At 37.4% G+C, this 11,944-nt stretch carries 9 protein-coding genes and 1 pseudogene; 7 read left to right on the top strand and 3 right to left on the bottom strand.

What is annotated here, in order from left to right; translation table 11 throughout:
* Window positions 1-15: 15 nt before the first annotated feature.
* The 4 genes and pseudogenes from DI076_RS12695 to DI076_RS12680 form a co-directional block, all read left to right on the top strand.
* A pseudogene (locus DI076_RS12695) lies at window positions 16-1,650 on the top strand (acyl-CoA dehydrogenase family protein); the annotation flags it as partial.
* Window positions 1,651-1,737: 87 nt separating this feature from the next.
* Window positions 1,738-2,646: an AEC family transporter gene (locus tag DI076_RS12690; RefSeq protein WP_108960189.1), complete on the top strand. Its 909-nt coding sequence runs from the start codon at window positions 1,738-1,740 to the stop codon at window positions 2,644-2,646.
* Entirely contained in the window at window positions 2,643-3,539 is an 897-nt protein-coding gene (locus DI076_RS12685; RefSeq protein WP_108960188.1) for a DMT family transporter, read from the top strand. Before DI076_RS12690 ends, DI076_RS12685 begins: the two co-directional genes overlap by 4 nt.
* Window positions 3,540-3,544: 5 nt before the next feature.
* A complete protein-coding gene (locus DI076_RS12680) occupies window positions 3,545-4,015 on the top strand; it encodes a DUF4442 domain-containing protein (RefSeq protein WP_174705078.1) in 471 nt (156 codons plus the stop codon).
* 55 nt (window positions 4,016-4,070) lie between these two features.
* Here DI076_RS12680 and DI076_RS12675 read toward each other — a convergent pair whose 3' ends face one another.
* On the bottom strand, window positions 4,071-6,491 hold the full coding sequence (locus tag DI076_RS12675; RefSeq protein ID WP_108960186.1) for a 1-acyl-sn-glycerol-3-phosphate acyltransferase: 2,421 nt from the start codon (window positions 6,489-6,491) through the stop codon (window positions 4,071-4,073).
* A gap of 108 nt (window positions 6,492-6,599) precedes the next feature.
* Here DI076_RS12675 and DI076_RS12670 point away from each other — a divergent pair, with 108 nt between their 5' ends.
* The 3 genes from DI076_RS12670 (at window position 6,600) to DI076_RS12660 (ending at window position 9,469) form a co-directional block, all read left to right on the top strand.
* Window positions 6,600-7,985 carry an SLC13 family permease gene (locus tag DI076_RS12670; protein WP_108960185.1) on the top strand — a complete coding sequence of 462 codons (1,386 nt, stop codon included), beginning with the start codon at window positions 6,600-6,602 and terminating at the stop codon, window positions 7,983-7,985.
* A gap of 120 nt (window positions 7,986-8,105) precedes the next feature.
* On the top strand, window positions 8,106-8,606 hold the full coding sequence (locus tag DI076_RS12665) for a hypothetical protein (RefSeq protein WP_108960957.1): 501 nt from the start codon (window positions 8,106-8,108) through the stop codon (window positions 8,604-8,606).
* An 8-nt stretch (window positions 8,607-8,614) separates the two neighbouring features.
* Entirely contained in the window at window positions 8,615-9,469 is an 855-nt protein-coding gene (locus DI076_RS12660; RefSeq protein WP_245918414.1) for a CAP domain-containing protein, read from the top strand.
* A gap of 37 nt (window positions 9,470-9,506) precedes the next feature.
* On the opposite strand, the gene DI076_RS12655 is transcribed toward DI076_RS12660, so the two are convergent.
* Both DI076_RS12655 and ftsH read right to left on the bottom strand, forming a co-directional pair.
* Window positions 9,507-9,974, bottom strand: coding sequence for an EVE domain-containing protein (locus DI076_RS12655; protein WP_108960184.1), 468 nt, complete (start codon window positions 9,972-9,974; stop codon window positions 9,507-9,509).
* Window positions 9,975-9,983: 9 nt separating this feature from the next.
* On the bottom strand, window positions 9,984-11,936 hold the full coding sequence (gene ftsH, locus DI076_RS12650) for an ATP-dependent zinc metalloprotease FtsH (protein WP_108960183.1): 1,953 nt from the start codon (window positions 11,934-11,936) through the stop codon (window positions 9,984-9,986).
* Window positions 11,937-11,944 lie beyond the last annotated feature (8 nt).

The following is an 11,944-nucleotide window of genomic DNA, read 5'->3' as shown; positions in this document are numbered from 1 at the left end:
TTCTGAACTGGAGATATGAGTCACCATATTTCTGAACATCCATCTTTACAACCTTTTGATATTTCCGAGTACAAAGGATTACGTGGTAAGAATTTTTACGATATGGATCCTGCCCTACAACGGATGGTTGAAAGGTATTCAGAATCATACAGTCCATCTCACAAACAAGCGATGGTCGATCACATTCGAAAATACGGGGAGTTGGTAGGTGGCATTTTAGATGAACTCACTGAAGAGTGCCATAAAGAAGGAAAGTATGGGGAAGTGATCAAATATGATCGAACAGGAAAACGAATTGATTTTGTAAAATATTCCGAAGAACAAAAATTAGCACGGAAAATATCATATGACCATGGTGTTGTCAATTTAGATTTCCACCCTGAATGGAAATACGACTTCACACATATCCATCGTTATGCGCTAACTTATTTAATGAATCTAAATGGAGAAGGTGGAGTTGCTTGTCCCTTGGCAATGACTGATGGAATGATCCTTGCTTTGAAAAAAATAGGAACAGAAGAACAAAAGAAAAAATACTTACCTCTCGTTGCTGGAAAAGGAAGTGCCTCTCATTTTATGGCGGGACAATATGTGACCGAACGAGTAGGTGGGAGTAATGTGTCTGCCAACCGGACAATCGCGAAAAAACTTCCTAACGGCAAATGGGAGTTAACGGGAGAAAAATGGTTTTGTTCCAATCCAGGTGATTTGTGGGTAACAACTGCGAAAATGGAAGGAACCAATACAGTAGGAATGTTTTTAGTTCCAAGGATCAAAGAGAATGGAGAACTGAATGGCCATCATATCCTTCGCAAAAAAGACATCATTGGTTCTCGAGGAAAAATTACTGTAGAGATCATTTATGATCGTGTAGAAGCAGAAGAATTTGGTCGTCCTGGCCATGGACTTGTTAATTTAATTCGATATATCATCAAAACATCACGCCTTCATGTAGGACTTGGTGCCTGTGGGAATGCTAGGCGATCCGTAATGGAAGCATCTGAATATGCAAAGTTTAGAACGGCTTACGGGAAAAAAATCTTAGAATTTCCATCCTTTATGAAAACTCTTGCTGAGATGCAAATTTTACAAACCGCAAATAGTTTCGTAAATTTTCGTTCAGTTCATCTTGCAGAATTGGAACATGATGCAGCAGAAATCACAGTTCCACTTCTCAAATACAAATCTTCTTCCCAAGCAAGTTATATTACACAAAAAGCAATTTTAACGTTAGGTGGGAATGGTATCATCGGAGATTTTTCTCCACTGCCAAGACTACATAATGATTCCATTATCAATGAAACTTGGGAAGGAACACATTTGATCATCACAGATCATTGTTTGCATGCCCTACAAAAACCAAAAGTATATGCTGCATTCCAATCACTACTTGATGAATTAACGACTCATGTTGGAGATATTCCAGAATTAAAAACTGTTCATACAATCTTCCAAGAAAAACGGAAAGAGTTAACGTATTGTTTAAAAGAGGAATCCAAAGATTGGAAAGATATGAATCGTGTATATATTGCAGATTTAACTTACCAAGTATTCGTTTTGGCGGAATGGATAGAACAAACTGTCCATGATGCAAAAGCAAAACTACCTACAAAATACTTATATTTTGCGAAAGGATATGCGGAAATGGTTCGTGATGGAATCGAAGCACCAAGACAAAAAGATGGTGTGTTTTTTGATCCTAAAGCGCTTGAGACGTTTCTTTCTTTTTAGATCAAAATGGAGAATTTTTTATTATTGGGAATTTGTTTTGGTCTAGGATTACTCTTTCGCAGACTACCGCAGTTTCCCGAAAACACTCCCAAAGTTCTGAATGGATTTATCCTCTTTGTTTCTTTACCTTCACTGGTTTTATACCATGTCCATGAATTAAAAATCAACGTATCTGCAATTATGCCAACTTCAATGCCATGGTTGGTATTTGGATTTGCATTGGTGGTTTTTTTGATTTTATACAAACTTAAAATAATGACATTTCCAACAACTGTCTGTTTGGTTTTAACGGCAGGTCTTGGGAATACTTCCTTTGTTGGATTTCCATTATTGGAAACCTATCTTGGTAAAGAATCGTTGGGATATGGAATTCTTGCAGACCAACTTGGTACTTTTATGGTACTAAGTTTTCCTGGAATCATACTTGCCTCCATTGCAATGGATGGTAAATGGAATATCATAACCTTGGTCAAACGAGTCCTTGGATTTGCTCCTATTTATGCTTTGGTTTTTGCAATATTAACCAGACAGATTGAATATCCAAATTCATTAAAGATCGTATTACTACGACTAGGTGATACTTTGACACCTCTTGCATTGGTCTCAGTTGGATTTATGTTAGATCTACGAACAATCGCGGGTCATGGGAAGTATTTACTAATAGGATTAGGATTTAAATTGGTATTAGCTCCTGTTCTTGTTTATTATGTGTATAGACCAATCCAAAACGACCAATTGTTATTCCAAACCATACTTTTGGAATCAGCCATGGCGCCCATGGTCACTTCGACTGTCATAACAATTGAAAAAAACATATCACCACATTTAGCGAGTCTTATGTTAGGAATTGGAATACCACTGTCTTTTATAACGACATATTGTTTGAATTTTTTAATTAAAGGAAACTTCATTTGAACATTAAATTTTTATTACTTCTGATCCTTGCGATGGTTTCTTGGGGAATTTCATGGCCCATTGCTAAAATAATTGCTGGTTCTGTGCCAGTACATGTATTAGTGTTTTGGAGGTTCCTTGCTACCTTTTTATCAGTCATCCCAATTTTGTTTGTTATGCGATTACCAATTCGATTAAAGTCAGGAAAAGATTATTGGAATGTATTAATCGGTGGGATCATTTACACCTTGTACAATCAATTTTTCTTTTTAGGGTTAAAGAATGGATTACCAGGAGCTGGTGGTGTACTTGTTACAACTTTAAATCCCATTGTAACGTTTTTTATTGTTTTTCTCGTTCAAAAAAAATCAATCAGCAAACGCCAGGTTTTAGGGCTATTTTTTGGATTTATTGGTGGGTTGGTGATTCTTCAAGTTTGGAAAATAAGCATCGATTATCTTTTGTTATCTGGTAACTTATTCTTTTTGTTATGTTCCTTTGTATGGGCAACACTTTCACTTAATAGTCAAAAAACAGGGAAATCAATGTCTCCGATTACTTATAGTTTTTATGTCTATGCTGTTGGATCAATTATAGAACTTTTATTCTGTTGGAATGACCCAAACTTTTGGAAGGTTTGGGATTTTGGGTATAACTTTTGGTTTGCAATTTTTTATCTGACTGTGATCTCTACTACCTTTGGAACAACTGTATATTTTTATGCAGCTACAAGACTTGGATCCGAAATTGCGAGTAGTTTCATTTTTATCGTTCCACTTTCTGCCTACTTGAGTAGTTATTTAATTTTGGATGAAGTGGTACAAATCCCTGTTATCATTGGTGGTGCATTGGCGATGTTAGCAGTTTATCTGATCAACTCCAATCACAAAAAAAAGGAAACAATCATTTCATGAGACCAATCTCTTGGAAAAAAAGATTTAAGATTTGGTTATATAATTTTTATCCGCCTTATATAGGTGCGGGAATACGAATTAAAAAAATAGCAAAGGATTTAACTTCATTTGAAGTGGAAATGAAGTTAAGTTTTTACAATCAAAATTATGTGGGTGTCCATTTTGGTGGTTCTTTGTACTCAATGTGTGATCCTTTTTTTATGTTAATTTTATTGGAAACACTAGGTTCTGATTATATTGTTTGGGATAAAATTGGATCAATGAGCTTTATCAAACCAGGTAAGGGAAAGGTAAAAGCCAGATTTTTTATCCCGGAAGAGGAAATCCAAAGGATCAAAACAGAAATTGAGGTAAAACGAAAAGGAGAATTTCATTTTACCACTAATGTATTGGATGAATCGAATAGTGTAGTTGCTACGCTAGATAAAACAATTTACATTCGGAAACGAGGAAAACTTCCGATTCAAAATGTTTAATTTGAATTCTGTTATCTTAAGTTTTCATTCATTTACATCATCAAATTAATGATGATTAGTATTTTTTGTCTTCATCTTCAGGAATCATACTCGCGTAATACAATAGAAGAGCATCATTTTTAGAATGAACAATTCGATTTGCCTCTTCTATCATTTTACGTTTTTCTAAAATCTTTTTACCCTTCTCCCAAATTTCTTCAGGATCCCGTATCAAATAATTACCTTCATGTCTTGAAATAAAGTCTTCAATTAACATTGTACTTTGAGAAACTTCTACTGAATAATCATTCTCTACTAATATCTTGGCAACAATTTGGTTTGGTAAAATCTTATGGTATTGTTTCCAACCTTTTGTGATGCGATAACTCAATTCAATGGTGGGATCTTCTGTATGTGCATATTCCGATATTGGGATCGGGTCACAAAATTCAACGTAAACATTGGATCGTTTTGCTAAAAATCCTGCCATCCCAAGTTCTTCTGGTATATTGCAAAACTGGTTATCTTCAGGAACTGTTTCATATGAGACTGAGATCGGTACGATCACAATCTCCGTCCCTGAACTTCGAAATGCATTCACTGCCGTAGTTAGTAGTCCCGTTTTTACTGGTACAATTGCACCTGTTCTTGATCTTGTTCCTTCAGGATAAACTAAAGATGGAATTCCTTGTTCAAGCATCACTTGTGAATATAATGTCAAACATTCGAGATACAAACTATTCCTAGTTCGTTCTCGATCCACTGCATAAGCACCCAACGATTTTAACATCCACTCCCAGAATGGATTGGACATTAAATTGATACCTGCCGCATAACGAGGGACTGGTAATCCTAAATGAAATAGAGAATATGCCACTTCAACCGAATCTAAATGTGATCTGTGAGTAGGTGCGTATAACAAATTGTATTTGGAGGAGAGAGCCTTTACAACTTCCGTTTTACCACCTATATGTGGGATCATTGAACCTTTGAGAAAACCACCAGAAAACAATCGAATCGGTGCAACAAAACGTAAAACAGATTCACGTACAGTTGGGCTATAATTATCAGCGATTTCGTTTACATAAAAACGAACCAACTCTTTGATGGAAGTGAGTTCTTCATCTTTTTGGCAATTTTGGAAACGTTGCCAAATTTCGATTTCTGATTCAAACTTAACTTCTTCTAGTTTTTGTTTTTTACGTTTTGCTTTTGTAAGTCGTTTTTGCGTTGATTCAATCACAGCAGACGATTGTTTTTTCACTCTGCTAATGGTACCTGGAACATTGCTGATTTGTTTTAAGATTCGATCTACTAATAGATTATGAAAATCAATTCCAGAGGTTAGATTAAGCCCAACTTTTTTTTGAACGACAAGTGGAATGTTCTTTGCTTCTGTTTTTTTACCACAGATTAAATCGATAAGTGAACCAGGTGGTTGTTTACGGGTTAATACATCAAATAATGTTCTATGAAGGGTAAAGGGAAGGCGAATTTCATTGGCAAGTTCAATGAGAATGCTCAGTGCGTAGGTTCCTTCTACGTTATCATGCCATTTGGTAGATTCTCTCTCGATGAAGGAACGAGGAGCAAAAAAGATTTCAATTCGATCTTTGATGCTTAATTTCTCTCCACCTGACAATAGTTCACCGACAATCTTCTGACCAAACCCTCTGTTTCGACTTTTGTTACTTGTTGCAGTTGTGATAAAATCTGCGAGTCCAGACCTACCCATCACAGTGTCAGGTCTTGCACCGTAACGCATGGCAAGGTCTCTTACTTCTTGGAAACCCACTGAAAGTATTTCACCAAGTAAGTTGGATCCATAACGAGGCAGTAAGGATACAATTCCACTGGCAATCGCCATTGGATTTTTTGCCACTCCCACAATTTCCATTCCAATCACATCATCTGTAACAGAAGTGTTTATGAAATGGGATGTATAAACTTCAGCTAAATATTCAGCTGTGAATTTATCAGATGAACCAATATTAAAAAAACTGAATTTTTCTTCTAAGATTTCGCCTAAAAGAGAAGGTCCGTTAACTACAGCCACTGAAGCATTATTAAAATTCCTTTCACTTAAGTAGTTTTGTAAATATTGAGAGTAAGTGATGAATCCTGTTTTTTTACGATTTTTAGAATCTAAAATTCCTTTTGTCAAAAAGGAAAACACATAATTATTAAATGGTTCCAATACTTCAATGAGACTGTGGACACTGTCCAAAAAGGATCGGGAAGGAACTGCAATATGAAATGCCCAATCGTCTCGCCCAAATGCATCTAAACTTGACACGATGTCAATGTGATCGGGAAGTTCAATTGTCTTTCCCATAATTTCTGTTTGGCGGCGCTTCTTTAGCAGTTCTACAAATTCTTTGTCAGGAATCCATAAAGTGATAGAATCATACTTTTCAGCCAGTATGGAAGCGATAATGATACCCATTGGGCCACTACCCAAAACTGCTTGTTTTAAGTCGTTATAGGTTATTTGCATAAAAAATTAACATTTAAAAATTTCGGGAAAGTCTCATTGTATTTGTTTGCTTGAAACGAATTGAGTCTATCGAAAAAGTATCAGGTGAGTGTAAATCGTCAAGTCACAATGATTCGAGCAGGCCTTCTATTTTCGACTCTTTCCATTTTTCCAGCCATCTTTGGCTTTTACCAATCGTGGCTCGGACTCACCCCCGCCCAAGAAATCAATTTAGCAATTGCACTAGTTGTTTCCTTCCTTTGGGTCACAGAACTCATCCCATTATATGTCACAGGATTTTTGGTTCTTTTTTTAGAGTTGGTCTGGTTAATTCCAGGTTGGGGACCAGGTGCTCCAAAAACGATTACTTTTCTATCCTGTTATTTTTCGGAAACCATCTTACTCTTCTTAGGTGGATTTGTGATCTCAAGTGCGATTAGTTTTTATGGTCTAGATGTGAGCATTGCTAAATTTGTGATCAAAAATACGAAAGGTTCAGCATTTTTTCTAGTTTTATCATTAGGTCTTGCCACCGCCTTTTTGTCCTGCTGGATGAACAATACGGCAACAGCTGCCATGATGTTAGGACTTGTCTCTTCCATGATGAAATCCTTGGATGAGACTAGCCCTTTACGAAAATCAATTTTATTTATGGTACCATTTTCCGCAAACCTAGGTGGGATTGGAACACCAGTCGGAACCCTTCCGAATGTGATTGGCATTGCCTATTTACAAGAAAAAGGTTTTCACATTGGATTTTTAGATTGGATGGCGTTTGCATTTCCTGTCTTCATCCTTTCCGTTTTGGCTCTCGCTGGAATTTTGTACATTGTGTACTTAAAGAAAGAAAAATCCATCCAATCAATTCGATTGATCCAAGTGCGAGAGGAAAACACTTCTGTTTCTTCCCAGAGAAAACTTATCTCGATTATGATCATTCTAATCACAATTCTCGGATGGATAAGTTCTGATTGGCATGGAATTTCCAATGGAACTGTTGCATTATTTCCAGTGATTGTTTTTTTTGGATTTTCCCTTTTGGATCTAAAGGAATTTCGAAATTTATCCTGGGATGTTTTAATCCTTATGGGAGGTGGAATTGCCCTAGGAAAAGCATTTGAAGAAACTGGACTTGCCAAACATTTTGTTACCTTGCTAATGTTAGGTGACTCAAGTCAGTTAGGATTGTTTTTATTTTTTTCAATTTTGTCTTTGTTTCTCTCTTGTTTTCTCAGTAACACAAGTGTTGCAAATTTGATCTTACCAATCACAATGGGACTTCCTACGGACCTCATTTTACCGGCGGCCATTGGCGCAACCATCGGTGCCTCTCTCGCGATGCCATTACCTGTCTCAACTCCTCCTAATGCATTGGCTTTCAGTTATGGTGGCATTCGGAGTTTAGAAATGGTAAAAATCGGTGGGTCCATTTCCATCGTGGCATGGGTCTTTTTTACCGTTGTGGGAGGATTCCTTTTGCACCAATTACACATTGTGGATTTTTCTAAGTTTTAAAAAAAAGACTTTTCCTTGGTTTCTCATCCGTTAGCCTTCTCACGGATTATGATTCGATTTCGAAAATTCGCACTACTTGTCTTATGTTCCCTTTTTTTTCTCTCATCTTGTTACAATTATATGAGTGAAGATGTTCCCATTGTCACAAGACCCGATTTTAAACAACAAATCCCTCTCTTATCCATCAAAGTTTCCACTCCCGAAAACAATAAAAACAAAAGGGAAATCACCGCACTGTATACAAAATACCTCACAGAAACTGGTTATTTTGGAAGGGTATTGTCTGATGGTGTCAGAGCAAACCATCACATTGACATTTACACAAGTGAAGTGAATGAATACGAACACTTCTGGGTTTCGTCGATATCAACAATCTTTATGATAGGAACTGCAGGATTATTACCGTCTATATACTCGAAAGAACGTGTGTTACATGCAGATTTTTATTTAAACGATAAACTGATTGGCCGAGAAAAATATAGGCAAAAACATTCTACATTGTTTGGAATTCCATTTATGTTTATCTGGGAAACTGGAATCAAAGAAGCAAAAACCATCCAATACAATAAAGAAAAAAATCTAATTCATAATGTCGTACAAGATTATAACCGTTACTTATAGGAGTTGCCATGAAATTACACACAAACAATCACCAAACACCACTACCAAAAGGAATAAAAACTTCTCTGCTTGGAGTTAGTTTTTTAGCTCTCTTTGTTTTCACTTTGTGCAAATCTCCAGAAGTCAAAAAGGCTCCTGTCGTCGTAGTGGAAGAACCAAAAAAAGTAGAAGAGGTGATTGAAAAACAAGATCCTAACTTAGCATTTTTAGAAAGTATAGAAGATGGAAGGGAACTTCCCGATTCCGACAAATGGAAAGTAGAACAATATGAGTCTTTTAATGAGGATACATTTCCATCCTATGGCCCTGCAAATGCGACAATTGATTTTGCAAAAGTAGACTATCCTTTGTTAAATGCTGCTATATTTTATGTAACATCTAAAGAAAGAAAACAATTGGGCTTACGACCATTTAAGTATTCAGAACGATGTGAACAAGCTGCCTTTGGACATGCTCAGGACATGGTGACTTATGATTTTTATTCCCATACAAGCACTGTGAATGGTAAAGAAACACTAAAGGATCGTTTGGATTTGGTAGGTGTTTCTGAAACCTATTCCGCTGAAAATATCATCAATGCTTTTGGAATCCAATACCAAAGTGGACGACCTGTTTTCACACCTGCACAAAATGGTGGTCAATTCTTTAGTTATACAAAGGCAGGAACACCTATTCCAAACCATACATACTTAAGCTTAGCTAAAGCTGTGGTGGAAGTATGGTTCAATTCTCCAGGGCACAGAAAGAACATCCTCAATCCAGAGTTTAATTATATGGGAGCAGGGGCTTATTTTTATAAGGATAAAAAATTCTTTGATGTAGACAAAGTCAAAGCAGTACAGGTTTTCACAGGAAAACCTTAAATTTCATAGCAGGTTATTACTTGGAAACCTGAATTGGTTATTTTACAGTAACGCCTGCTAGTTTTGTAACAATCTCAAATTCTTTTTTGGTGACCGGTTGGATCGATAATCTCGATCCTTTTTGGGTCACTACCATCTTTTCTAAACCTTTTGTTTTTTTCAAAAGATCAAGTGAGATCAGTTCATCAAATTTTGTATGAGGTTTGAGGTGAACACCAAACCATCTTGGTTCCGTACCTTTCAGTTTAGGATCAAAGTATTTGTGATTTGGATCAAATTGGTAGGGGTCAGGACTTGCTTCTTTTGCTACTTCTGCGATGCCTACAACACCTGGTGGTTCTAAGCGACTGTGATAAAACAGAACCAAGTCACCTAACTTCACTTCATCGCGAAGATAATTACGTGCTTGGTAATTTCTGACTCCCTCCCAATACGAGAGTTTTTCTCGTATTAGGTCGTCTATGGAAAAGACATCTGGTTCTGTTTTGAAGAGCCAATACTTCATTAAATCTTTTTATGAAGAATAAGCTGGTTTTGCAGCAGAAGCACCTTTGCCTTTTTTTGCACCGAGTCCCGATTTGGAATCCGCATATTTATCAAAGGATGGTTGGACAATGTCCATAAGTTCCTGTGCATCAATGGTTTCTTTTGCAAGAAGTGCTTTCGCAATGGAATCCAATTTCTTTTGGTTCTTTTTCACCAAATCACGACCTTTGTCGAGACAAGTTTGGATGATTCGTTTCACTTCTTGGTCAATCATCGCCGCAAATTCTTCTGAGTAAGGTTTACTTGTATGACCATAGTCCCTTCCCATAAACGGTGATGTTTCTCCCGATCCGTAATGAATGGTTCCGAGTTTTTCAGACATACCCCATTCACAAACCATACGGCGCGCAATGTTGGTTGCTTGTTGGATGTCATTAGAAGAACCATTGGATGGGTCACCAAAGATGAGTTCTTCGGCGATGTATCCTCCCATGGACATCACAATTCGATCCAAACAATAGTTTTTACGATACGAATGTCTATCTTCTACAGGAAGCGATTGTGTGAGTCCAAGCGCTCTTCCGCGTGGGATGATCGTAACTTTATGAACTGGTTCGGTATACGGCAGTAAGGTGCCAAGAAGAGCGTGACCCGCTTCATGGTAAGCTGTCATTTCTTTCTCTTTGTCAGAGATGAACATCGACTTACGTTCTGGACCCATCATCACTTTATCACGAGCTTCTTCGAGTTCTTCTTGGGTCACACGTTTTTTGTTACGTCGTGCTGCAAGAAGGGCTGCTTCGTTGATGAGGTTCGCAAGATCTGCTCCAGTAAACCCAGGAGTTCCGCGAGCAATCGAGTTTAAAGAAATATCAGAAACAAGTGGCACTTTTTTCGCGTGAACAGCTAAGATCTCTTCACGGCCTTTTAAGTCTGGAAGGTCTACAATCACTTGTCTGTCAAAACGACCTGGACGAAGGAGAGCTGGGTCAAGGACATCAGCGCGGTTTGTTGCCGCCATTACGATGACACCTTCATTCATTTCGAATCCATCCATCTCAACTAACATCTGATTGAGGGTCTGTTCCCTTTCGTCGTGTCCACCACCTAGGCCTGCACCACGAAGTCGACCCACAGCATCAATCTCATCGATAAAGATGATACAAGGTGCATTCTTTTTTCCTTGGTCAAAAAGATCGCGCACACGAGATGCACCTACACCCACAAACATTTCCACAAAGTCAGAACCAGAGATGGAAAAAAACGGAACACCTGCTTCTCCAGCAACTGCTTTTGCGAGTAAGGTTTTACCAGTACCTGGAGGACCAACGAGTAGAACTCCTTTAGGAATCCTTGCACCAATGGCTTGGAATTTTTTTGGATCTTTTAAAAATTCAATGATTTCGAGTAGTTCTACTTTTGCTTCTTCACAACCAGCAACATCATTAAAGGTTACTTTTACTTTAGGATCGACATTCATTTTGGCACGAGATTTACCAAAGGTAAATGCTTTGTTACCAGATGCTTGGAGTTGGCGCATCATGATGAACCAAATGATCCCAAGAGCAAATAACCAAGGTATAATGCCTGATACAACGCTCCAAAATTTATTTTCTTCAGTGGATTTTGCTGTGAAACTAAGGCGTGACTTACGAAGTTTTGTCACCAAATCATCGTTCACTTGTGCTACATTGGTTTTGAATGGTTTTGGTTTGTTGTCCTTACTATTTTCAGGAATGTACCAACCTTCGATGAGTTCTTTATCAATGATGATTTGTTGTTTAGATGAAATGTCTTTCCCATCTTTAGAAGTGATTTTCCCAATGGGTTTTTTCCCTTCAATGGGTTCTACCATATTCAAAAAATCGGAATAACTGATTTCGTCGGGTTTACCGGCAAAGTCTTGGCCTTTGTAAACCGTTGCCAAAATGACAAGGAATACGAGTAAAAATAGGAATACGGTTTTGATGTTTTTATTCATGTAAGACT

It is taken from the genome of Leptospira ellinghausenii (assembly GCF_003114815.1).
GTDB lineage: Bacteria > Spirochaetota > Leptospiria > Leptospirales > Leptospiraceae > Leptospira_A > Leptospira_A ellinghausenii.
Note: the sequence above shows the minus strand (reverse complement) of the source record. Positions and strands in the feature narration are given on the sequence as shown.

Coding starts and splice junctions, on each gene's coding strand:
- DI076_RS12655 (WP_108960184.1), bottom strand. CDS start 9,974: ATGAAGTATTGGCTCTTCAAAACAGAACCAGATGTCTTTTCCATAGAC.
- ftsH (WP_108960183.1), bottom strand. CDS start 11,936: ATGAATAAAAACATCAAAACCGTATTCCTATTTTTACTCGTATTCCTT.
- DI076_RS12665 (WP_108960957.1), top strand. CDS start 8,106: ATGAGTGAAGATGTTCCCATTGTCACAAGACCCGATTTTAAACAACAA.
- DI076_RS12670 (WP_108960185.1), top strand. CDS start 6,600: ATGATTCGAGCAGGCCTTCTATTTTCGACTCTTTCCATTTTTCCAGCC.
- DI076_RS12675 (WP_108960186.1), bottom strand. CDS start 6,491: ATGCAAATAACCTATAACGACTTAAAACAAGCAGTTTTGGGTAGTGGC.
- DI076_RS12690 (WP_108960189.1), top strand. CDS start 1,738: ATGGAGAATTTTTTATTATTGGGAATTTGTTTTGGTCTAGGATTACTC.
- DI076_RS12660 (WP_245918414.1), top strand. CDS start 8,615: ATGAAATTACACACAAACAATCACCAAACACCACTACCAAAAGGAATA.